The sequence below is a fragment of the Streptomyces sp. SID13031 genome (genome assembly GCF_010548305.1).
Lineage (GTDB): Bacteria > Actinomycetota > Actinomycetes > Propionibacteriales > Kribbellaceae > Kribbella.
The window spans coordinates 279356-302209 of sequence record NZ_JAAGLV010000003.1; the positions used below are offsets into that span (position 1 = coordinate 279356).

The 22854-nt window shown below is 65.8% G+C and carries 22 protein-coding genes; 14 read left to right on the plus strand and 8 right to left on the minus strand.

Annotation, left to right across the window (positions count from 1 at the left end):
• Nucleotides 1-375 precede the first annotated feature (375 nt).
• Nucleotides 376-2580, plus strand: a complete 2205-nt coding sequence (locus G3I17_RS08695) for a M4 family metallopeptidase (RefSeq protein ID WP_164595414.1) — start codon at nt 376-378, stop codon at nt 2578-2580.
• A 105-nt stretch (nt 2581-2685) separates the two neighbouring features.
• On the opposite strand, the gene G3I17_RS08700 is transcribed toward G3I17_RS08695, so the two are convergent.
• On the minus strand, nt 2686-3588 hold the full coding sequence (locus G3I17_RS08700; RefSeq protein WP_164595415.1) for a helix-turn-helix transcriptional regulator: 903 nt from the start codon (nt 3586-3588) through the stop codon (nt 2686-2688).
• Nucleotides 3589-3912: 324 nt separating this feature from the next.
• Nucleotides 3913-4662, minus strand: coding sequence for a class F sortase (locus G3I17_RS08705; protein WP_164595416.1), 750 nt, complete (start codon nt 4660-4662; stop codon nt 3913-3915).
• Nucleotides 4663-4785: 123 nt separating this feature from the next.
• Between G3I17_RS08705 and G3I17_RS40565 the strand changes: the two genes are divergently transcribed.
• Both G3I17_RS40565 and G3I17_RS40570 read left to right on the plus strand, forming a co-directional pair.
• Nucleotides 4786-5520: a hypothetical protein gene (locus G3I17_RS40565; RefSeq protein WP_239062323.1), complete on the plus strand. Its 735-nt coding sequence runs from the start codon at nt 4786-4788 to the stop codon at nt 5518-5520.
• A gap of 138 nt (nt 5521-5658) precedes the next feature.
• The gene (locus G3I17_RS40570) at nt 5659-5964 is read left to right on the plus strand and encodes a hypothetical protein (protein ID WP_164595161.1); all 306 of its coding nucleotides are present in this window, start codon (nt 5659-5661) and stop codon (nt 5962-5964) included.
• 380 nt (nt 5965-6344) lie between these two features.
• Here G3I17_RS40570 and G3I17_RS08720 read toward each other — a convergent pair whose 3' ends face one another.
• Together G3I17_RS08720 and G3I17_RS08725 are read right to left on the minus strand one after the other, a co-directional pair.
• Nucleotides 6345-7028 carry a response regulator transcription factor gene (locus G3I17_RS08720; protein WP_164595417.1) on the minus strand — a complete coding sequence of 228 codons (684 nt, stop codon included), beginning with the start codon at nt 7026-7028 and terminating at the stop codon, nt 6345-6347.
• Nucleotides 7025-7756 carry a HAMP domain-containing sensor histidine kinase gene (locus G3I17_RS08725; protein ID WP_164595418.1) on the minus strand — a complete coding sequence of 244 codons (732 nt, stop codon included), beginning with the start codon at nt 7754-7756 and terminating at the stop codon, nt 7025-7027. The genes G3I17_RS08720 and G3I17_RS08725 overlap by 4 nt, the downstream gene beginning before the upstream one ends.
• Before the next feature lie 164 nt (nt 7757-7920).
• Between G3I17_RS08725 and G3I17_RS08730 the strand changes: the two genes are divergently transcribed.
• Complete coding sequence (locus tag G3I17_RS08730; RefSeq protein ID WP_164595419.1) at nt 7921-8316, plus strand: response regulator; 396 nt, start codon at nt 7921-7923, stop codon at nt 8314-8316.
• On the opposite strand, the gene G3I17_RS08735 is transcribed toward G3I17_RS08730, so the two are convergent.
• Nucleotides 8317-9597 (minus strand): ATP-binding protein, encoded by a 1281-nt coding sequence (locus G3I17_RS08735; protein ID WP_164595420.1) that lies wholly within the window; start codon nt 9595-9597, stop codon nt 8317-8319.
• A gap of 211 nt (nt 9598-9808) precedes the next feature.
• On the opposite strand from G3I17_RS08735, the gene G3I17_RS08740 reads away from it, so the two are divergent.
• The 6 genes from G3I17_RS08740 to G3I17_RS08765 all read left to right on the plus strand — a co-directional run bounded on the left by G3I17_RS08740 (nt 9809) and on the right by G3I17_RS08765 (nt 17297).
• Nucleotides 9809-10357: a hypothetical protein gene (locus G3I17_RS08740; protein ID WP_164595421.1), complete on the plus strand. Its 549-nt coding sequence runs from the start codon at nt 9809-9811 to the stop codon at nt 10355-10357.
• 89 nt (nt 10358-10446) lie between these two features.
• A complete protein-coding gene (locus tag G3I17_RS08745; RefSeq protein ID WP_164595422.1) occupies nt 10447-10959 on the plus strand; it encodes a hypothetical protein in 513 nt (170 codons plus the stop codon).
• Nucleotides 10959-13355, plus strand: a complete 2397-nt coding sequence (locus G3I17_RS08750) for a LamG domain-containing protein (protein WP_164595423.1) — start codon at nt 10959-10961, stop codon at nt 13353-13355. Before G3I17_RS08745 ends, G3I17_RS08750 begins: the two co-directional genes overlap by 1 nt.
• 292 nt (nt 13356-13647) lie before the next feature.
• Nucleotides 13648-14199, plus strand: coding sequence for a hypothetical protein (locus tag G3I17_RS08755; RefSeq protein ID WP_164595424.1), 552 nt, complete (start codon nt 13648-13650; stop codon nt 14197-14199).
• A 3-nt stretch (nt 14200-14202) separates the two neighbouring features.
• Nucleotides 14203-15225, plus strand: a complete 1023-nt coding sequence (locus G3I17_RS08760; RefSeq protein WP_164595425.1) for an NAD-dependent epimerase/dehydratase family protein — start codon at nt 14203-14205, stop codon at nt 15223-15225.
• Complete coding sequence (locus tag G3I17_RS08765; RefSeq protein WP_164595426.1) at nt 15225-17297, plus strand: SIR2 family protein; 2073 nt, start codon at nt 15225-15227, stop codon at nt 17295-17297. Before G3I17_RS08760 ends, G3I17_RS08765 begins: the two co-directional genes overlap by 1 nt.
• 88 nt (nt 17298-17385) lie before the next feature.
• On the opposite strand, the gene G3I17_RS08770 is transcribed toward G3I17_RS08765, so the two are convergent.
• Nucleotides 17386-18195 (minus strand): hypothetical protein, encoded by an 810-nt coding sequence (locus tag G3I17_RS08770; protein ID WP_164595427.1) that lies wholly within the window; start codon nt 18193-18195, stop codon nt 17386-17388.
• A gap of 569 nt (nt 18196-18764) precedes the next feature.
• Between G3I17_RS08770 and G3I17_RS08775 the strand changes: the two genes are divergently transcribed.
• Together G3I17_RS08775 and G3I17_RS08780 are read left to right on the plus strand one after the other, a co-directional pair.
• Nucleotides 18765-19454, plus strand: coding sequence for a response regulator transcription factor (locus G3I17_RS08775; RefSeq protein ID WP_343238241.1), 690 nt, complete (start codon nt 18765-18767; stop codon nt 19452-19454).
• Nucleotides 19455-19755: 301 nt separating this feature from the next.
• On the plus strand, nt 19756-20025 hold the full coding sequence (locus G3I17_RS08780; RefSeq protein ID WP_164595429.1) for an SDR family NAD(P)-dependent oxidoreductase: 270 nt from the start codon (nt 19756-19758) through the stop codon (nt 20023-20025).
• On the opposite strand, the gene G3I17_RS08785 is transcribed toward G3I17_RS08780, so the two are convergent.
• Nucleotides 20022-20603, minus strand: coding sequence for a TetR/AcrR family transcriptional regulator (locus G3I17_RS08785; RefSeq protein WP_164595430.1), 582 nt, complete (start codon nt 20601-20603; stop codon nt 20022-20024). The genes G3I17_RS08780 and G3I17_RS08785 overlap by 4 nt on opposite strands.
• 83 nt (nt 20604-20686) lie before the next feature.
• On the opposite strand from G3I17_RS08785, the gene G3I17_RS08790 reads away from it, so the two are divergent.
• Nucleotides 20687-21571 (plus strand): dienelactone hydrolase family protein, encoded by an 885-nt coding sequence (locus G3I17_RS08790; protein WP_164595431.1) that lies wholly within the window; start codon nt 20687-20689, stop codon nt 21569-21571.
• A gap of 1 nt (nt 21572) precedes the next feature.
• A complete protein-coding gene (locus G3I17_RS08795; protein WP_164595432.1) occupies nt 21573-22007 on the plus strand; it encodes a nitroreductase/quinone reductase family protein in 435 nt (144 codons plus the stop codon).
• A 12-nt stretch (nt 22008-22019) separates the two neighbouring features.
• Here G3I17_RS08795 and G3I17_RS08800 read toward each other — a convergent pair whose 3' ends face one another.
• Nucleotides 22020-22826, minus strand: coding sequence for an EamA family transporter (locus G3I17_RS08800; protein ID WP_343238250.1), 807 nt, complete (start codon nt 22824-22826; stop codon nt 22020-22022).
• Nucleotides 22827-22854: the final 28 nt, after the last annotated feature.

Here is a 22854-nt window from a genome sequence, read left to right on the forward strand (position 1 = left end):
CAGACTCAGCGATGCCATCCGAGGCGCGGGAGCCCATCCGGTAGGCATCCGCGAGCACGCGCGCATCGACCTCATCAACTCGTACCATCCGCACTCCTGCACTGAACCGACGCTGAAGCATCGCCATACCCCAGGCCGGTGGATGCAATACACGTTGGCCAGCACGCGACTTGGTGCTTTCGGCAACGATGCCGCACCCGTCCCGAGGGATGTCGTAAATCGGCGGTGCCGATCTCCGCCAGCGAGAACGCCTTCCGCTGGTCATGGGGCGTGCTCAAACTCAGAGCACCCAAACGCCATCGCTGCCGATTCATCCCTGTCGCGGCCGGCGCACCCCAGGTCGGCCGATCGTCGACCCCGCCCCAAGGAGCAGTTGTGAATCGAGCCAAAACCAGGTTGACCGCCACCAGCGGTCTTCTCGCTGCTGGGCTGGTGATGACGCCTGTCTTCGCCGCCAACGCCGACCAGACACCTCCTGGCGCCGTCGCCCACGAGTCGAGCTCCTTGGCTGCCAACGAGCAGGCGCACGCCCCGGCGAGTGCCTCCGCGCTGGGCCTGGCATCGGGCGAGAAGCTGACCGTCAAAGCGGTCATCGAGGACGCTGACGGCGGCACACACGTGCGTTACCAGCGCACGCTCGACGGGCTGCGGGTGATCGGTGGTGACCTTGTCGCCCACAAGGACGCTAAGGGCGCGGTCACGGAGGTCACCTACAACCTCGGCCGCAAGAGCATCGCCCCCGCGTCGCGGACCCCGAAGATCTCCAGGGCGGCGGCACAGGCCAAGGGCCTCGCCACGGCGCAGGCGACCAAGGACGAGACGACCGCCGGGAACGAGTTGGTCGTCCTCGTCACCGACCAGGGCCCCAAGCTGGCGTACGACGTACTGACCACCGGCATCCGTGCCAACCAGGTTCCGACCCGGCTGCACACGTACGTCGACGCCGGCACGGGCGCCGTGCTCTTGACCGACGACGAGATCAAGACCGGTACCGGCGACGGCATCTTCGTCGGCAACGTCACCATCAACACCAGCGCCAAGTCGGGCGGCGGTTTCGAGATGAGGGACGCGACGGGCAACACGGCCACCGACGTACACAACCAGGGCGACCCGAACACGGGTGAAGGCCCTGACGGTGACATCTTCACCGACGCCGACGACAAGTGGGGCACCGGGGCGCAGTCCGACCGTGCGTCCGCCGCCGTCGATGCGCTCTACGGCGCGCAGAAGACGTTCGACTACTACAAGACCCAGCTCGGCCGGAACGGGATCTGGAACGACGGCCGCGGGGCCCGCTCGCGCGTTCACTTCGCCAACGCGATGGTCAATGCGTTCTGGGACGGCACACAGATGTCGTACGGCGACGGTGCGAACAACGCTGCTCCGCTCACCGAGCTGGACGTCGCCGCGCACGAGATGAGCCATGGTGTCACCGAGAACACCGCAGGACTCGTGTACAGCGGTGAAGCCGGCGGACTCAACGAGGCGAACTCCGACATCTTCGGCACGGCAGTCGAGTTCTACGTGAACAACCCCAACGACGTACCGGACTACTTCATCGGTGAAGAGATCAACATCCACGGCAACGGCTCGCCGCTGCGCTACATGGACAAGCCGAGCAAGGACGGAGCGTCGAAGGACTGCTGGTCCTCGACGCTCGGGTCCCTCGACCCGCACTACTCCTCGGGTCCGCTCAACCACTGGTACTTCATGCTCTCCGAGGGCTCGGGCGCCAAGACGGTCAACGGGATCAGCTACAACTCCCCCACCTGTTCCGGCGCCGCGGCCGTGACCGGCATCGGTCACGCCAAGGCCGAGAAGATCTGGTACCGCACGCTGGCGACCTACCTCACGTCGTCGAGCAAGTACTCCAATGCCCGGACCGGCGCGATCAAGTCGGCCAAGGACCTCTACGGTCAGGGCTCGGCAGAGTGCCTGGCGGTCGAAAAGGCGTTCACGGCCATCGCCGTCGCGGCGACGACCGAGACGTGTGGCACGGGCAACCCGGATCCCGGCTCCCCGACGGTCACCAACCCCGGCGCGCAGACGAGCACGGCAGGGACCGCTGACACGCTGCAGCTCGCAGCGACTGGCGGCACCACGCCGTACTCGTGGTCGGCGACGGGTCTCCCTGCGGGCCTGACGGTCAACGCCTCGACGGGTCTGGTCTCCGGCACCCCGACCGCCGCGGCCAGCTCCACCGTGACGGCGAAGGTCACTGACGCCGGGGGCAAGACGGCCAGTGTGTCGTTCTCGTGGGTCGTCTCCGGCGGCAGTGGCGGGACGTGCACCGGCGCGCTCACCTACAGCGGCAGCCTCACCGCGGGCGGCAGTAAGACGTTCCCTGCATTCAGCGACAGCGACGCGGGCCAGCTCAAGGTCTGCCTCGACGGGCCGACCGGCAGCGACTTCGACGTCTACCTGCAGAAGCAATCCGGATTCACCTGGGTGACAGTTGCCCAAGGCATCAGCCCGAACCCGGACGAGTCGTTCACCTACAACAACACGGCGGGCACCTACCGCCTCGTGGTGAAGGCCGACTCCGGATCGGGCGCGTTCACGGCTTCCGTGTCGGAGTGATCGCACACCTGGAAGGACCAGCTCCAGCGCGGCGCGCCTGAGCTGTTCCGCAGCAGTGGCACCTCCTCGAGCGCCTCGGGCTCGAGGAGGTGCTGCCGTGCCGGCTCAGATCCAGCCCCGACGGCTCGCCTGGATGGCCAGCTGGAATCGGCTGTGGGCGCCGAGCACCTCTTCGAGACGAGCGATCCGCCGGCCGACCGTGCGAGCGCTCACGCACAGGTCGCGAGCGATCGCCTCGTCGGTGAGACCGGCCGCCAGGTAGGACAGCAGTTGCTGCTCATCCGAACCCGGACTCCCGAACGCGTCGACCACCTGAGACTCCGCTGACAGGGGCACGCCCATCTGCCAGAAGACGTCGAAGAGGCCGACCAAGGAGTCGAGCAGGCCGGACTCGTGGACGATGATGAGTGACCGCCGGGCCCCTTTCTGGCCCGGAACCGACAACAACGCACGTTTGTCGTCGTACAGCATGAGGTTGAGCGGCACCTGGGCGAAGACGCGCGCCTGCTCGCCGACCGCGATGCACTGATGAACTGCGGCAAGCCCTTCGAAGTCCTCGAGAACCGATACGCCGTACAGTCCGCGTGCTCGCACGCCGCGTTCCATGGCCGCAAAGAATCCGATCGCCACGCCGGGCCGCGGGATCTCCATCCCGGTCTGGACCTTCCGCGGCGAGACGGGGCCGATGCACAAACCGTCGACGGTCGAGGCGGTGTCATCCATCAGCTTGGCCTCAACCGCCGTGCACCGCGCCTCGTCCGCGATGACCTCCACAAAGCTCGAGCGGTCGCCGGCTTCGCTCCAGATGTCAGCAAAAACCGAGGCGATCTGGCGAGTGGCGTCAGCAGCCCTCGCATGCTCAGCCGCCACCTGCTCCAACGGAATCCGCGGAGCGACTGCCTCGATCCCCCCGTCACTCACTTCGAGTAGACCGATGGCAGCCAGCGCCTTCACCTCGTCCGCAGCAGCGGCGCAGTCCATACCGGCACGCTCGGCCAGGACCTCCAAGCTCGTCCTCCCGCCCACGACGGCCGCACGGTAAAGCGGCTCCGCGGCAGCCGAGAGAAAGGGCGCTGAGGACAATTCCATCTCGCCGTCTTACCACTTCTTGCGCCCACTGCGCGAGCACCAGAAACCCTAACCCCCAAGGGCTCGCCTCGCAGTCACCAAGACCACACGTGCCGTAACCGCAGGTCCCACGAGCGATCCCTCGGCCGAGGGGTTGGTAGTCGCGGGTGGGGTCAAGGGCGAGCTCGCGGAAGAGTTTCTCCGGCGGCTGCGTCTCCTGACCATCGCCTACGGTCAATAGAACGCTCCAGCCTTGGGTAGGGATCAGGTGATCAGGTCGGCGAAGACCACGAGGTTGGCCTCGTATTTGTTTGATGCGTCGTCCAGGCCGCCACAGGTGATCACGCGCAATCCGGCGTGGTCGAGATCGCCGTACACCGCGGCTGTGGGGAAGGCCGACTTGGGAAACTGTCTGACTCTGGTCACCCGGAACACGGCCACCGAACGGTCCTGGCGAGTGATGACGATGCTGTCGCCCGGTCTAACCAACGCCAGCCGGGCGAAGACGCCCGCCCGCCCGGACCAGCGGACGTGTCCGGCGATGACGGCTGGCCCCTTCTCACCTGGCGTGGGGCCGCCGGTGAACCAGCCGGCCGGGAAACCGTTCGGCGGGACCTGCAGGTTGCCGTTGCGCTTGATGCCGAGGCGCATCAGGCCTGAGTCCACCCCGATCGCTGGGATCGCGACCCCGACCGGGGTGGACTTCCGCATCGGTGCCGACGGACCGCGACCCTGGCCAGGGGGTGGCTGGGACGCTTCGTCGGACGGCTCCGAGCGGAGTACTGGGCTGGACTTGCGGGGCGGAGTGGTGGTCTTTGGGGTGAGCACCGTCGACGTGATCACTGTGGTCGGCGCGGCGGTTCCGCTTGGTGCGACGTCGGCCGAGGTCGGTCCGGGCTGAGTCGCCCCCGTGTCCGACCCACTGGTGCACCCGGCCACAGCCAAGGCGGTCGCGACGAGCAGAACCGCTGCGCCGGTCTTCATGGCGTGCCAGCCGCTATCCAGCCGAACCACGGGACGATGGGAGTCTCGATCAGATACATCGAATCACCAGAGGCATCCCCCGTACCCACGGGACCTTCCGGAGTGCGAGTGACCTGCGGAGGTCTGGGCGTTGGTGGCGGCATGGTCGGAGGCGTGGTCGGAGGAGTGGTTGGCGGCGTGGTCGGAGGCGTGGTCGGAGGAGTGGTTGGCGGCGTGGTCGGAGGCGTCGTTGGCGGCGTCGTCGGAGGCGTGGTTGGCGGCGTGGTCGGAGGCGTGGTTGGCGGCGTCGTCGGAGGCGTCGTTGGCGGCGTCGTCGGAGGCGTCGTTGGCGGCGTCGTCGGAGGCGTGGTTGGCGGCGTCGTCGGAGGCGTGGTTGGCGGCGTCGTCGGAGGCGTCGTTGGCGGCGTCGTCGGAGGCGTGGTTGGCGGCGTCGTCGGAGGCGTCGTCGGCGGCGTCGTCGGAGGCGTCGTCGGAGGCGTCGTCGGCGGCGTCGTCGGAGGCGTGGTTGGCGGCGTCGTCGGAGGCGTGGTTGGCGGCGGCGTCGTTGGTGGGGTGGGGCTGCAGGATGGTTTGGTGATGGTGTTGGTGTCGAGGGTGACGGACCCGTTGCGGGCCAGCATCCGGCCGACGGCTGTGGCGCCCGTGTCCATGGTGATGGACGTCAACGCCAGGATGGTCCCGCGGAAGCTGGTCGCCGTACCGATTGTCGCCGAGCTGCCCACCTGCCAGAACACGTTGCAGGATTGGGCTCCGTTGGTCAGCACCACGCTGCTGCTGGTCGCAGTGGTGAGCGTGGATCCTGCCTGGAACACGAAGACCGCTCCCGCGTCGCCTTCAGCGTCCAGGGTCAGTGCTCCGGTCAAGCCGATCGAGGAAGCCGAGTTGTAGACCCCTTGGGTCAACGTCTTGCCGCCCAGGTCGTCGGTGATCGGCGTCGGCGGCTTCTCCCCCGCGGCGACGTTGTAGGCGGTGACCAGATCGTCCTTCGCGCCCTGCGTCACGTTGTCCCCGGCGTGGTTCGTTCCCGTGATCGTCATCGTTGCGGTGCCGGTGATCGCCGGATTCGGAAAACTGCCGATGTCTCCGGTCAGGACGGTGGGTCCGGTGTTGGTGATTCCTGCCCCCGCGAGGACCACGAAGCTCTCGGCGGTACCCAGCGGCACCACCACGGCCGCCGCCGAGGCGGTCTCCCCGGTTGCCAGTAGGCCGGCCGAAGAGACGGCGAATGCAGCCGCCACCGCCAGCATGCTCAGACGTAGTCGAGCGGCTACCGGTGAGGGCCTGGAAGGCTTCATGAGTGACTCATCTTCATCCTTCGATCAAGCCGCGTGACCCAAAACTGATCACCACGACTGGTTGCGCTGCAGTCAGCGCTTTCGCAAAGGAGGCTCTGCGTCACATGTACGACGGTCCTGTCAGTTGGGGCTCGATCGAGAGCCCAGCAGGATTTCGTCGGCAGTCCGCCGCCAGCAGCAGGTCCGTTCCGGCCTACCGCGAGCAGACAGCGTGTTCGCACCTCGTCCGACCGGCGGCGGCTCCGAAGGCCTTTCTACGCCGATCACAATTCGTTACTGACTGTGACGTTAGGTGAGGGATCACCCTCTGTCAATGGCCAGGTGCATGCCGCAGTCAACCAATCCGAACCAGTTGCCGCGGTCAACTACCCGGGGGGCCGATCGGTTCGCGGAGGATCGGCGAGGACACCCGGTTGCTCAAGCAGGGCGGCGGAAGCGGTAGCCGAAGCCGCGGACGGACTCGATCTGCGAAAGCGTCGAATCCTCCGATTCGAGTTTCCGCCGGAGTCGAAGTACTGCGAACTTCACTCGTTCCAGGCCGAGCCCGCTGGGGTCGTCCCACACCTGGGCGAGCAACTGGGTCGGGTTCAGGATCGAGCCCCGGTGCCGGACCAGCACGGCCAGCAGGCGGAACTCCGTCGGTGTCAGTCGCACGTCGTGATCGTCCATCCGTACCGATCGCTGCTGTGGATCGATCCGCAGCCGGCCGTCGTCGTAGACCTCGATCGCCCACGTCGGCGGCGACGTCCGGCGCAGCAGAGCCTCCAGTCGCGCCACCAGTTCGTTGTTGCCGAACGGCTTGGTGAGGTAGTCGTCGGCTCCGGCCCGCAGCCCGCGGACCTTGTCCGCCTCCTGCCCATGTCCGCTGAGGATGAGGATCGGCAGGTCGCTGATGTCGCGGACCCGCTCGAGCACCTGCCAGCCGTCCAAACCCCGTAGCCCGATATCCAGCACCAGGAGGTCAGGGCGCAGGGAGTGCACTGCCCGCAGACCCGCCCGCCCGTCTTCGACGTGGTCGACCTCGTAACCTGACCGGCGAAGTAGGACACAGAGCGCGAGTCCGATGTCGGCATCGTCCTCGATCACCAGAACGTGGTTCATCGCCGCTCAGCCAGTCGCCGCCACGGCAGCCACACGCTGATCGTGGTGCCGCCGCTCGTGTTGTCGGCCTGGATAGTGCCTCCATGACTCTCGGCGATCGCCCGGCTCAGTGCCAGCCCGAGACCAGTCGCGGATGTACCTGTCGCCGGGCGACTGGAGGCTTGATAGAAGGCGGTGAAAAGTTGGTCCAGCTCAACCTCGGAGTATCCGGGGCCGGAGTCGGAGACCTCGACCCGCCAGCCGGTGGCCGCCGGCACGGCGCGGAGTACCACCGTGTCGCCTGGAACGGCGGCCTCGAGCCTGTTGACGACGAGACTGGTCAGAAGTCGGTGCAGGAGGACCCGATCACAGCTGGTGCGCGGTCCATCGACATCCTCGCCCCGCAAGGTGATCGCCGCGGATCGGGAGCGAGGTTGCTGCTCCGCCACGACCGTCCGCACCAACTCAGGGATCGAGACGAGCACCAGGTCCAACTGCGATTCGCCTGACTCAAGCCCGGCGATGAGAGCCAACTCGTCGATGACGGCGAGCATGCGATCACTGGTACGCCGGATGATCTCGGCGAACTGGCGATGCTCCTCGGTCAGCACTCCCTCCTCGGCCTCGGTCAGGAAGCCGGAAAAGGCGATCAACGACGTCAGCGAGCCCCGCAATGCATGGCACACCGCGGCGACGAAGTCGTTTCCAGAAGCCGGGCTGCCGGGGCGTCCCAGCCGCGTTGTCGTCATCTGTCTCACCTGTCCGCTTGCGCCGGGCTGCGGCAGCTTAGATCACCAGGTACGACGCAGCAGGCCAGCGCCTCACTATAGTCGAGCTATCAGCAATGAGTCACCAGGTGCTCACCCTGGGTGAGAACTGTCTTGACAGCAAACCTCTGGATCAGGAGGAGTTCATGGCCGCAGCGGACGTCGTGCTCGTTGTCGACGACGACGCGGACATCCGGGAGGCGATCAGGCGGATCGTCGCCAAGTGCGGCTACTCGGCCCTCACTGCCTCCGACTCCCGGGCTGCCCTGCGCGCCGCGGATGCTGTCGACGGTCCGATCAGGTTGTTGCTCACCGATGTGTGGATGCCCGGAGACATCAGCGCGTCGACGTTGGCCGGACGACTTGCCGGCCGCTACCCGGACCTGCGCGTGGTCTACGTCTCTGGACTGTCGAAGGAGCTCGCGGTCGACAAGGGACTGGTCGGCGCGAACGCAAGCTTTCTGGAGAAACCATTCACCCCAGCTCGGTTGGTGGAAACGATCCGGGCCGCCCTCGGCGACAGCGGGACCGGCATCAGGTAGTCAGTTCGCCGCCGGCGCAGGCGCGTCCAGCACGGCACGGACCATCGTCAGCAATTCCGCCTGTGCGAACGGCTTCTCGATCAGGGCGACACCCGGCTGCAGGGTTCCTCGTGAGGTCAGCATCGGCTGTGCGTAGCCGGACATGTAGAGCACGCGGATGCCGGGCCGCAGGACGGAGACCTTGTCCGCAACGTCTTTGCCCAGCATTTGCGGCATGACGACATCGGTGAGAAGCAACTGGATCGGTTCGTCGGTGGTGCTCAGCAACTCCAGCGCGGTAAGACCGTCGGGAGCGGTCAGCACCCGATAACTGTTCCGCATGAGCACGCGGCGGGTGACCTCGCGCATGGCGTCCTCGTCCTCGATCACCAGGATGGTCTCGCCCCCACCGGAGGATCGGCCTGCGGACCGGGCCGGCGGGTCGGGATCTGCGGCCTCCCCATCGCCGGCCGGGACCGCCGTGGCCGGGACCAGCATGAAGAAGGTGGTGCCCTCCCCGGGCCGGGACATGATCTGCACGAACCCGTCCATCCGCATGATGATCCCGTAGACCGTCGCCAGCCCGAGACCCGAGCCCTCGCCCTTCGGCTTGGTGGTGAAGAACGGTTCGAAGGCGTGCTCGATCACGTCCTCCGACATGCCGCTGCCGTTGTCGCTCAGCCGGAGCCGGACGTACCGGCCCGGACTGAGGCCGGGGTGGTTCACCGCATAGGCCTTGTCCACAACGACATTCGCGGTGTCGATCCGCAGTACCCCACCATTCGGCATAGCGTCCCGGGCGTTGACCGCGAGATTGACCAGGACCTGCTCGATCTGACCGGGATCGGCCATCACCGGCCACAGATCCGGCGCCAGTCCGGCGACCAGGTCGATCTGCTCGTCCAGCGTCCGCTGGAGCAGATGCTCCACGTTGCTCACGACCGCATTGAGGGAGAGCACCCTGGGTCTGACCACCTCCCGGCGACCGAAGGTGAGGAGTTGATGGGTCAACCCTGCACCCCGTTCGGCGGCGCCCTGGATCTGCTGGAGGTCCTTCAAGGCCGCATCCCACCGACCCTGGTCGGTGCCGCGCACAGCCTTGATCTCTTCCTCGACGAAGGAGGCGTAGTTGAGGATCACGGAGAGAAGGTTGTTGAAGTCGTGTGCCACCCCGCCGGCGAGCTGCCCCAGGCTTTCCAGTCGTTGCGACTGGTGCGACCGGTTCTCGGCCTGCTCGCGCTCCGCCTGCGCTCTGAGTAACTCGCGTTCGGTCTGCGGTAGTTGTGTCGGCTGCTCGAGCATCGATATCACCCCCGTGTGACGACCTCTGCACTATAAGCAACCAGGCCGCTGGGGTACGGGCCGGCGCAGAGATGACACCCGTTCTGCAACCTGGCGGCACCGGCGGACGCACCACAGGAGCCGCAGCCTCAGGACCAGGCGGAACCGAGGCGCCTCCGCCCGATTCAGGTCTGCGCGACTCAGCGGCACTACCTGCACGAAGGAGAAACTCATGTTCAAGATCCTCAGGAAGAAGCGCGTTGCCATCCCCCTGGCCGTCTTCTCGGTACTCGCCGTCAGCAGTATCGCCTACGCGTTCTGGACCACCAGCGGCAACGGCGACGCGGCAGGCACCACCGGTACCGGCACCGCGATGACCATCGCCCAGAACGGCGTGGTCAGCGGTCTGACGCCGGGTAGCACGGCGCAGGCCGTCGACTACACGATCACCAACACCGCCGACACACCGCAGTACATCACCTCCGTGACGATCACGAAGACGAGCGTCAACTACCTCAACGCAGCCGGCGCGGGCACCGGAACCACTGCCGCCAACCATCCGGCCGGCGCGGTTGCCGTGGTGTGCACGACTGCCGACTTCACTTTGGTTCAGCCGAGCGCGGTAGGCCTCGATCTCCCCGCTGGCGATACCGCGTTCACCCGGGACGCCGGTACGACGTACCTGGGCAGGCTGAGCGGCACGGTCCAGATGCTCAACACCGCCTCGAACCAGGACGACTGCAAGAACACCACGATCAACCTCACCATCACCGCCGCCTGACGGCGGGAGTACCGCAGCCAGTGGGGGTTACAGGGCCACCCCACTGGCTGCTCGACAGCGACGTACCACCGATGAGACCGGGAGGAACCATGAGCAAGACATCCCAGCGACGGCACACTCGATGGATCGCCCTCCCGCTCGTCGCGCTGCTTGCCGCCATCGTTGCCCTCGGCACCCTCACGGCCGACGCCTTCTGGTCCGGGGCCGGTGCTGGGATTGCCGCCGGCAACGGCGGTACTGCGCTGTCGATGACCATGTCACCCGGTACGCCGGCCACCCAGCTCGCGCCGGGGAGTACTGCCGGGGTGGCGCTGACGATCACCAACCCGAACCTGTTCAGCGTCCGAATCAACCAACTGTCGTTGAACGTCGACGCCGGGACGGGCGGGTTCGCCGTCGACGCCGCGCATGCCGGATGTGCCGTCTCGACCCTCAGCTACACCCAGCAGACGAATGGCGGGGCCGGCTGGACTGTGCCGGCCAAGGTCGGTGCCGTGAACGGTTCGCTGCCGGTGACATTGGCTGCCGCGCTGACGATGAGTGCGGCCGCGGCGAATGCCTGCCAGGGGGCAGGATTCACCGTTTTCCTGCTGGCCGGCTGATGGCGCTCAACCCGGCGGCGCCCCGCACCTCCCGCTTCCGCAGATCAAGGCGGCTGGCCGCCGCCGTTGCGGCCGTCACCGTCCCTCTGGCGCTGGTCGCCGGCAACGCGGCGGCGTATTGGACGAGCAGCTCCAGCGCCGGCGCAGGCGGATCCGCGGCGACAACGGTGAACCAGGGGACTACACCCACCGCGGACGGTGTCGGGAACACGGTCACCGTCAACTGGGCCGCGAGCATCCTCGCGAACGGAACCGCGGTGGCGGACTACCTCGTCACCCGCTATGACATCGCGACCCACACTCCGCAACTCGTCTGCACGGTCACTGGCACGACCTGTACGGATTCAGCGGTACCAGCCGGGCAGTGGGTTTACGCGGTCACACCGCGCGTGGGTATCAACTGGCGCGGCCTCGAGAGTCCGATGAGCAACCAGGTCACCTCAGACCTCGTTGCGCCCACGAACGCCGTTACCGTCACTGTTGCCACGGGCAACGCCGCCCTGAGCGGCAGCTCGGTCTTCTACCGCGGTCTGGCCGCGGGCTCGTTCCGGCTGAGCAACGCGGTAGCCGACGCCGGGTCCGGGCCGGCCTCGAGCACGACGACGCCGCTTACCGCCGGCCCGACCTGGACCCATAGCTCGTCGACCGTTTCCACACCCGCCGGAGGCCCCTATCTCTCCAACCCGTTCGCCTGGCCGATCGCGACGACCAGTTCCCCCACCGAGGCCATCAGCGGTCGCGATGTCGCCGGTAATGCGACCACCCTGACGCTGACCTTCGTCGACGATTCCACCGCACCGACCGGTGGCACCCTCAGCCATCCGGCCGGATACCAGCCGGGCCGGTCCGTTCAGGTGTCGTTCACGTCGGCGACCGACGCTGGCGGGTCTGGCATCGCCAGCCGCCAACTCCAGCGTTCCGAAGCGGCTCTCAGCTCTGGCAGCTGCCCCTCCACGGGCAGCTACAGCGCCTTCGCCAATGTCGGCCCGGCCGACCCTACCTCCCCGTATGTCGACAGCCAGGTGACGGACGACACCTGTTACGCCTACCGCTACGTCAGTACCGACCTGGTGGGAAACCAGCAGACCGCCACGAACGCCAACGTCGCCATCATCAGCTACGCCGGGGCTGTCAGTACGACGGCCGGAGCTCTCAGCCATTGGCGTCTCGGCGAGAACACGACTGCGCTTGTCTCCGCTGACAGGTTCACCGCGACGACAGGTACTGAATTGTCAGCACACACCACCGACGCAACCTGGACCCGGGCGGACCCCAACACCGGAGTCATCACCAATCAAGGCCGGCTCCGGCAGAGCGGCGGCCTCTTCGGGGCGGCCAGCTATCACACCTCGGCCACTCCCTCGAGCCCCGACTACTCAGTGGAGGCCGACATCACCGCGAAGTCGCTGCCAACGGCTGACGACATCGGCATCACTGGCCGCGTCGGCGGCACCTCGGGCAGCACCTTCTACCTCGCCAGCTACCACCTCGGGCTCTTCGGCGCGGACGGGTGGCAGCTGAACCGGAGCGTCAACGGCGTTACCACCTCGTTGGGGAACGTCTCACAGACATTGGTCATCGGGCAGACCTACCGGCTCCGGCTGGACATGGTGGGGTCGACGATCCGCATGTTCGTCAACGGCGTCGTGATCGCCACGGCGACCGATTCGTCCATCACCTCCGCCGGCTGGGCGGGCGTCCGGCTCGGCTCGGGCACGTTCATCGGAGCGAGCGACACGACCGGTCTTCAGCTCGACAACTTCCAGGTGAATCTGTCGACCTATCCCCGCGCCGCGGACAGCCTGGGCACCAACACCGCCGACTACAAGAACGGCGTGAACTTCGGCGTGGCCGGAGCACTTGCCGGGAGCACCAACACTGCCGCCCGGTTCGACGGCCAAAACGACTTCGTGCAAGCGGCCGGGACGACGAACCTGCCGATCGGCGCCTCCGCGCGATCCGTGGAACTCTGGTTCAAGACCACGAGTTCGGCCAAGCAAGTGCTGTTCGACTACGGCACGCTGGCCGTGAACAAGAAGTTCTCCCTGATCCTGAACGCCGGCGGCGCCTCGATGATGGCCTGGGGATGGAGCACAGGCTCGGACAAGACATTCACATTGGCCGCCGCCGTCAACGACGGACTCTGGCACCACGTCGTCAAGACGTACGACGGTACCTCGATCACGCTCTACATCGATGGCGTGGCGCTGCCAGCACAGGCAGCTGTCAGAGCCACGGTGATGGACCCGTACGGCTTCTCCATCGGCGCTGCACTGAACACCTTGGACCCCAACTCTCCCAGCTACTTCGACGGCACGATCGACGAGGTCTCCTTCTACACAACGGCCCTGAACCAGACAACCGTCACCAACCACCACCAATTCGCCACCCCCTGACCGGACCTCTCCCTGCCAGGACACCGCCTGACGAAGCCTCCGGACACGATTCGGGCACTCCTAGGGCTCATGGTCCTCTGACGCTGACCGAACGTCCGGGCGTAGCCGAACGGGTCAGCAATCCTCTGCGGCGCCTACCAGGAGTCTTAAAGAATCATCGCGGCCATTCCCTGGAAACGCGAGCAGTAAACCCGCCGGCTCGTCGGCGAACGATCGCATCCCGGCCGGCATCGGCAGCCTGCTCTCGAATGCCTAGCTCGCATCGGGTCTCGATAGCGACTAGCCTCGACCCGTGGACTGCCTAGTCGCCTTCATTGCCTTGCCCGCCGGAAGTTACTGGGAAAAAAACAAGGATCTACTGGCTTTGGGCGTCTCCCTGCTGGCGCTGATCATTTCAATTGTGACCGCGCGGCAGAACGTCAATACGACCAAGGAGCTTTCCGAGGACGCCGCGTCACACGCCGAGCTGATGGCACGATCGGCGACCTACCAGCGCCTACACGAACTGTTGATAGATCCGATCGCAGCATCTGGGCGACGTAGATTATTCCAAGCCGCGCAGGAGAATCGGTTCCCGAAACTTGGCGAGGAAGGCTGGGATGAAATCAACTACTCGTTGGCGTTATATGACACATTGGCCGGTTACGTCCATCGCGGACATGTGGACCGCGAGCTCGTCCTGGATGCTTGGCATCATCCATTGGCGAATATCGCCGAACCAGTTCGAGCGTTTATGGCATTTCGCACCGATCATGGAATTGATCAACCTTGGGCGTATCTGATGCGATTACTCGGGGACGCCGAGCAGTTTTCTTGCAACTGCCCACCACCAACCAGGAGATGATCCGTGGCAGCGTCACCCCGTCAGGGCCAGCCGGTACGAGGCCACGTCGAACAGAAGGAGCGATCGGATTTGTCCGCCATTCTTATCCACGGCGCGGCCGGCTTCGTGGGAACGCGCCTGGTCCCGCAGTTTCTGGCACAAGACTCGCCTCACCTGATCCTCACCGACCGCCGGCCGATGGAAGGTTTCCCACCCGACTTGTTGGGTGGGAGCGCCGGAGAGATCGAGACCATTCAGGTGGATAGCATTTCTACGCTGAATGTAGGGAAGATCGACACCGCGATCATTCTGGCGGGTGAGACAAACGTCGATGAAGCACTGATCAACCCGAGCAGAGCATTCGAATCGAATGTGGCCATTGCAATAGATGCCGGCGAGTGGCTCCGCGCGAATCCTCACGCCCGGCTGATCTACGTGTCCTCAGATGAGGTATTGGGAGAGAGTTTCAAGCCGCTGGGCGAAGATGAGCCGAACCGGCCGAGCCAACCATATGCCGCATCCAAGGCTTGCGCCGAGACCATCCTGGAATGCTATCGCGACACCTACGGTCTGGATTTGGTGATCCTGCGGTCCTGCAACCTCGTTGGCGGCGAACAACGTGCCCCCAAGCTGATCCCTATCGCGGTCACCTGCATGATGAACAGCCGCGCTGTGCCTGTCTACGGTGCAGGGGATCAACTGCGCGAGTGGATGGCGGTCGACGACCTCTGCCGGGCACTCATCGTTCTTTCCGACCGCGAGAATGCCGACGCTGGTATCTACCAGGCGTCTTCCGGTGTCTGGCTCTCTGTCCTGCAAGTGATCGAACTGGTTGGCCGGGCGCTCGACGTCGAGCCCGGTCTCGACCATGTGGCCGACCGGCTGGTGCACGACCGTTCCTACGCCTCGGACTCGACCCGGTTGCGATCGGTCGGCTGGAAGCCGGAAGTGGAGGTCGCTGAAGCGATCACCGTGGCCGCACGCGAAATGGCGCGAGCCTTGTCTGAGGGAGAGGCGCTCGACCGGCCTGTTCCCACGGTGAGCTGATGCCAGGCACCCCGGCGTGGAATGCAACGCCCCACGGCAGGCGATCGATCAGCGAGGTAGCTGCTGCCATCAAGTCCCGAGATGGGGCATCCCGGCTGGTCCTATTGATAGGCGCCGGCGTCGACCAGGCTCTCAGCAGCCGGCCCGGTTGGACTGATCTGCTCGACGAGGTTGCGGGAGGTCCGGATGGCGCCACATTGGACAGGTCGCATCTGAAAGATGTCGCCAAACAGTGGCCGATGGAGGCCGCTGAGGCGATCCGGCTCACGCTCGGGCCGGTTGGCTACCGAGAGAACATCAGCAGAGCTATTCCAGCGCGCACAAATGAAGCGGTAGCTGAGACCGCGATCGCCCAGGCACTGACCGCGGTCGTATGCTCCGGCGTCCGGCTGATCGTCTCGCTGAACTACACCGACGACCTAGTGGCAGTGCTCCGCCTCAACCTGCCGGCACGGTTGACAGTGCGCGTCATCGACCGGACAGAGTTGCCCGCTTGGCGTCTGGGGCACCTGTTCGAGCCCGCAAGCGGCGAGGTGAATGTTGTCAAACTGCATGGCTCAATCGCCGCCACGGATGGTGTCAGCGGCTCCCCGGTCGTGCTGTCGCGATCGACTTATGACGCGGTTCTCACTTCGGACTCTCCGTATCGCAAGATCTTGTCTCGGCTCTTCGAGGACTACGTCGTCTTGTCGGTCGGCGTCTCTTGGAGCGATGTCGCACTCCGTGATGCCGCTGCGCAAGCGCGACGAGAATTGCCTGTCGCCCGCCCGATGCACTACGCGACTTTGCCACAGGAGGGAACGTCGAGAGACTGGTGGGAGCAGCGCGCGCTCACGGCGTCGTACGGCGTTCGGCCGCTGTACTACGACAAGTACCAGCAAGTCCCGGAGCTCCTCCAGTCGATCGCGGAGGTCGCGAGCGGCAAGCTGACGCCCGCACCAGGCGCGTCGCTGGAGATAGTGGCCTCCTGGCTTCGGCGAGTCGGGGACTACGAGTCCCGTCAGCAATCGATCTGGTTCGCCGAGGAGCCGACCGGCGTGCCGAATTGGAAGATTACGTCCGACGCAATTCTCCGCGCGTGCCGAGCTGAAGTGATCGACCCTGACACTTGGCTCAACTGTGCGCGGGTGGAGGGACATCTACGCCACTTCGTATGGTTCTGGTTACATCCGGCTGAGCGATCGGCGGCCCGGATGCGGGTGTGGAGCGCAATCGCGCGCAGCTGGCGCAGCCTGCCATCCGAGGCGCAGAAGGCATTCTGGGACGAGGAACGCCTGATCGGGTCGCTCGAATGGGACAACCGCGAGAGCGAGACTCCGGACCGCGCTGTGCTGGAATTCGCGTATGGCGCCCATGAAGTCATGGGTGCGGCTTCGCCGGAGCCAGCCGTCAGGGAATGGGCACAGCGGTTGGCCCAACTTGGCCGCCACGCTCCTCAGTCGATCGCTGCGAGGCGATCTCAGCTGGCCGGAATCGTTTGGTCGCAACCTCCGACACAGCGACTGCTCGAGGGGATGCAGGAAGCTTATTGGGAAGGAATGGAAGCAAAAGTCGCGCATGACCTGGCAGAGAACCGAATCAAGCTTGAAATCGTCAACCGGCCGGACACAACCCTCCGCGACTGGCCGGACAGCGTCCGCAGCGCACTTCATGAACAATGCGACCACGTCCGCGAGCTCGCGCGGGTAGCTGGATCGACGCGGAGGGAGGCTGGCGCGATCGTGCTCGGGTCCTTCTTCATCTCCCCCGACCGAGCCCAAAGTGATCTCATCGCTGCTTACCGCCGACTCACGGACCTGGGCGGCGGTCGATCCGAACCCACCGCGTCCTGGTCCGTGATCGTCGGCTTGATCGCCGCCGTATCCGATCAGGCTCGAGATGTGCCTTCAGAGCGGTTGCTGCCCAGCCTGTGCGAGTGGCTGCTGGACAAGTGCGGCAAGGTGCCGCTCGACGGATCGATTCTGACCACAGTTGAGCAAAACTACTCGGTCTTCTGGAGAACGTTCCATCCACGGGCCGCGGATCTCGCTGTCGAGGTCGCGCGTCTTCTGCAGGGGCGGGCGATCAACTGACTCCCCAGTCCGACCACAAGTCCAGCCAGGCTGGAGCGGCGGTCGAGGCGCCGCCCACGAGTGGGCGGCGCCTCAGGGGCTTAGACGATCAGGTGCCGGCGAGCGGGTAGATCAGCGGGAGGAGCTTGTAGTCGTCGGCGTTCGGGACCAGTGAGATGTATGTACCGGAGTACAGGCAACTGGATGTCGAGGTGTTGTGGTTGAGCGCCAGCGCGTGCCCCAGTTCGTGGCAGGCGACCGTGCGGTGTTCGGCGGCGGTCAGGGTGTAGCTGTCGTTGAGTTGGACTGAAACCGGGCCCTGGGTGCTCGGGGTCCATGTCGTCAGGCCGAGCCAGCCGGTACTTCCGTACGCGCCGTTGGCTACCGTGACGCAGTGGACGCCGCTCGGGCAGGCTGACGATCCGGACTTCCAGAACGAGTCGATGCCGGTTGCCCTGTTCCACTCGGTCACCGAAGCCACTACGGGCCAGGCGGATGTCGTGGAGTCCAGGAAGTAGACCTGCGGGTCCTTGTAGCTGCCGTAGTTCCACTGGTGGTCACACCATTGCCGGGCCGTTCCCTCGGTCAGGCAGGCCAGGGCCTTCGGCGGGGTGGACGTGTTGGGCTGACTGGACGGCGGTGTCTGGCCCTTGTTCAGCACTCCGGTGACGCCGTTGCTGCGGAGCTTTTCCCGCAACTGGTCCGGGGTGACGCCTTTGGCTGGGTCGTAGATGGTCACCGTCATGTTGCCCGCCCGGTCCTTGCCGGTGACGTAGACCGTGTCGTGATCGGAGTCCGTCGCCGCGGCGGCGGGGGCCGCGGCAGGTTCTACTGGCTGGGCGTTACTGCTGGTAGTCAGCGCGACGGCGGTCAGAACCCCGATCGCGCCGATGGCAGCAAAGCGTTTCGCTAGCCTCACGATTTCCCTCTCGATAGCGAATTGCGGTTCCCCTGAGTGATCGAACCGCTACCTCACCGCAACAGCGATGCCGGGATTTGGCTAGGTACGAAACGTTTGATCATCACCGTTCAGGCGTGAAATGCATCCACGGATCGAGACGGTCGATGAGACGGCCTGGCAGCGCGGTCACTATCAGTGCCCACCTGGCAAAGACCTAAACAGGCGCAGTCGCCTTGCCCCAGTCATCGGCAGTGACACGAACGACGGATCGACCGAAGCTCGCGCTGAAGTCGACCTCGACCTCGTCGGTGAAACAGCTACGGAAGAGCTCCCCGTCCCGAGAGTCGGTCCCCCGTCGCGTAGCGAAGCTGGGGGTAATGCCGGGAATTGATTCTTTGACTATGCGCCGAGGTGCATACCGCGGACAATTGACTGAAGCGTCAATGATTGTTGTGTTGTGCGTCACTGGGGCCGAGCGGTACGCGGGATGGCGCGCTGAGACGTGCGGCGGTCGGGGGAAAAGGAAGCGATACTCGGAATATGCGACTGCTGATCATGGAGCGGCCGGAGCTGGGGGAGCAGTATCGGTGCGAGTACTGATTGCGGGGGTGGATCCGGAGTTCCTGGCGAGTACTGCTCGCGATTTGCGGAGGTTGTCGATGGCTGTCGACGTCTGCGCGGACGGGGCGGCCGCGATGGAGCGCATCGGGCTGCACTCGTACGACGTGGTTGTGCTCGACAGCGACCTGCCGTCGACGCCGGCTGACGAGGTGGTCAGGAAGGTGGTCGCGTCCGGCGAAGGACCGCGACTGCTTTTGCTCACCCGGTCGGCGGAGGTGTCGGACCGGGTCGACGGGCTGGCGCTCGGCGCGGATGACGTGTTGTCCTGGCCGTTCGCGACCGTGGAGCTGGTGGCGCGGATCCAGGCGCTCGGACGCAGGTCGGCGCGGACGCTTCCACCGGTACGGACGTGGCAGGGCGTCGTTCTCGATCTGCCCAGGCACCAGGCCAGCCGCGAGGGCCGGTTCCTCCAGTTGTCGCCGAAGGAGTTCGCAGTACTGGACGTCCTGATGCGGTCCGCCGGGGTCGTGGTCAGTGCCGAGGAGTTGCTCGAGAAGGCTTGGGACGAGAATGCCGACCCGTTCACGAATGCGGTCCGCGTCACGATGATGACGCTGCGCCGAAAGCTCGGGAAGCCCGGTTTGATCGAGACGATTCCCGGAGTGGGATATCGATTGACGCACACGTCCGGACATTTAACGGCCAAGTTCGGTTAATGCGGGCCGGAGCTCGAACCTTCCGCCCCCGGAGGTCGATCCCCGGCCCGCCGAACGCAGTGACGTCACCACTCCTCAGATTCAACCCGATCACACCTATCGACGGCATCAAGGATTTCCCTTACGCCACCCTTATCCGTGCCATGAGATCCGGACAGGGTTAGCCAAGGCTGCGGGCCGCGCGCTCCGCGGCGTGACCGGACAACGCCTTCGCCATCAGGGCATCAAGTTGCTAAGCTGTCGAAGTACTTGATTTACTCAAGTACTTCGCTGTGCCACGCAGCCCACCCGAGGAGCAGCCATGTACGACCCGACCCTCATCTCCGGCCGAACAGCCCTGGTCACCGGGGCGTCGAGTGGCATCGGCGCGGAGTTCGCACGGCAACTCGCCGCCCGTGGAGCGAACCTCCTGCTCGTCGCGCGGTCGATCGACAAGCTGGACGCCTTGGCCGCAGACCTTCGAGCCCGGCATCAGATCGACACACCGGAGCGTTCCAGCCCGGTCCTTACATGGCGGCTCGGACCGCGAGCGCCGGGGCCGGGGCGTACTCGTGGAGCTGCCGGGAGTTAGTTGCTGAGGGCACCATCAAGGAGGGCGTTGAGATAGCGATCGGGGAGATCCGGGGCGTCGCGGTCGGGAGAGTGCCGGACGGCGAAGCCAACGCCGCAGAGCAGGAGCATCATGTCCGCAGCCGTGAGGGCAGGGTGGAGCCCGCCCTCGGCCGCGGTCCGTGCCAGGAGACCATTGAGCTCCTCCTGCAGTCTGTGCCGCAGGTGCTGGATGTCTGGCGTGGCTGGATCAGGGTCGATGGCAGCGGCAGCGAACGCGTCGTCCTGTAGGTACGCCGCAACAGCAGCTTTCAGGAAGACCCGTAACGCCTGCTCGGCGTCGGGTAGCGCGGCAGCCTCTTCAGCTTGCCGGATCAAGGACTCGAACTGATCTGCCGCCACCGCCTCGACCAGAGCCTCCGGGCTCGGGAAATGGCGGTACACGGTACCGACGCCGACGTCGGCCGCCTTCGCGACCGCGTTGAGCTGAATCGGCTTTCCTTCGTGCGCGAGCGCCCGCGCCGCCTCGACGATGTACCGCCGGTTGCGCGCGGCGTCCTTGCGGAGCACCGGCTGCGGGCTGCTGGGCACGTCCTTCATGAACTCACTCTAACCGGGACCGGTGGATAACCGGATCAGGCATCTATTCGGATAGCTCATCCGGTTATGGCTATAGTGGGGACATGAGTACGACGTCAGAGGTCACGGTGTCACCCGAATCGGTAACGGTCGACGGCCGGACCCGCACGCTGACCGTGGTGCACCAGCAGCACGACCAGCAGGCCGGCGCCGGCAAGGCGCCGATCGTCCTCGTCTTCCACGGCTCCATGCAGAGCGCCGCCACGATTCGCTCGTTCACGGCGAACACCTTCGACCACATCGGGGCGAAGTCCGGGGCGGTGGTCGCCTATCTCGACGGACACAAGAAGCACTGGAACGACGCCCGGATCGTCAACACCTCCGCGGCCCGCGCCGATGGCATGGACGACGTCGCCTTCACCAAGGCCGCCATCGACCTCCTGGTACGCCGGTGCAACGGCGACAGCACCCAGGTCCACGCCATCGGATACTCCAATGGCGGCCAACTGGTGATCCGCCTGATCCACGAGATCCCGGCCGCGCTGGCCGGCGCCGCCATCTTGTCGGCGACCCAGTCCGTCCCGGACAACTTCGCCCCGGACTCCGCGCAGGAGCAGCCTGTGCCGGTCATGTTCGTGCACGGTACAAAAGATCCGATCGTCCCCTATGCCGGCGGGATGGCGAAGATGTACCGGTTCCGGCCTCGAGGACTCGGTTTGTCCGCCCAGGAAACGGCCGCGTACTACGCTCAACGCAACGGCATCACCACGGCACCCACCACGACCCCGGTGAGCACGGCCGGACCGACGCGAGTGGAACGCACCGACTACCGCCAGCCGGGCCACCAGCCAGTGACCCTCTACACCGTGCACGAGGGCGGTCACACCATCCCCGGACCCAGAACAGCCCACCCCCGCTTCCTGCTGGGCCCAACCGACCACACCCTCGACACCGCCCAGGCGATCGACGAGTTCTTCTATCGGAGTTGATATGCCCACCGATTTCGCTTTGAAAGCCATGAACGCAGTTCACCGCAGCCTCCTCAAGCTCACTGGCGGCCGGGCCGGCTGGCGAGCCTCGGACATGCCGGTACTGCAACTCACCACCATCGGCCGCAAGTCCGGCCAGCCGCGCTCGGTCATGCTCACGTCACCAATCCAGGAGGGCTCGACGCTAGTCGTCGTCGCCTCCCGCGGCGGAGACGACCGACACCCGGCATGGTTCCTCAACCTCCGCGACAACCCCCAGGTGGACGTGAGCTACCGGGGCGAACCCATCCGGCAGATGCAGGCCAGGGTGGCCACGGCGGAAGAGCGCGGTCGCTTGTGGCCGCTGGTTGTGGCGGACCACAAGAACTACGCCGGCTACCAGACCAAGACGGCGCGGGAAATTCCGCTCGTACTGCTTGAAGAACCGGCGAACTGAACGCATGACCCATCAGGCGTCGTAGCGCACTGCCACTGCGCTACGGAGGACGCTGAGGGTGTTGGCGGCGACGATCGCGGCGATCGCGAACCACTCGACCAGGCCGACTGTCTGGTCGAGGACGACCCAGCCGACCAGTACTGCGAGCAGCGGGTTGATGCTCATGAAGAGGCCGAAGAAGCCGGCGGGGACCCGGCGGAGGGCGATCAGGTCGACCAGGAAAGGGACGGCTGAGGAGAGGATGCCGGCTGCCACCGCGTAAGCGACGTACCGGAGTGACGGCTGGTGGTGCACCAGGATCCACAGGCCGACCGGGAGGTACGCGATGGCTGAGACCGTCGACGCAGCTGCCGCGCCCTGGGCAGATGGCAGGCGGGTGCCGAGGGTGCGGTTGAGCAGGATGTACGCCGCCCAGCAGGCGGCCGCGACGAGCCCGAACGCGATGCCGAGGTAGTCGGTGGTCGGTTGCGGCCTCATCAGTACGACGACGGCCGCGCCCGCGACGATCGCGCAGAACAGGTCGAGCTTTCGGCGCGAGACGGTCAAGGCAGCGGTCAGGGCGATGGCCAGCGGGCCCAGGAATTCCAGCGTGACCGCGAGGCCGAGCCCGATTCGGTCGATCGCCGTGTAGAGGGTGAGATTCATGACCGCGCAGACGGCAGCCAGCGCGACGACGGGCAACCACTCGCGACGGGTGAACGTCCGGAACCGTGGCCGGGTGATCCCCACCAGCAGGACCGCCGCCACCCACTGCCGCACGGCGACCACGCCGGCCGGTCCCAGCACCGGGAAGGCGAGTGATCCGGTGGCTGCACCCATCTGGCTCGACAAGGCGCTGCTCAACATC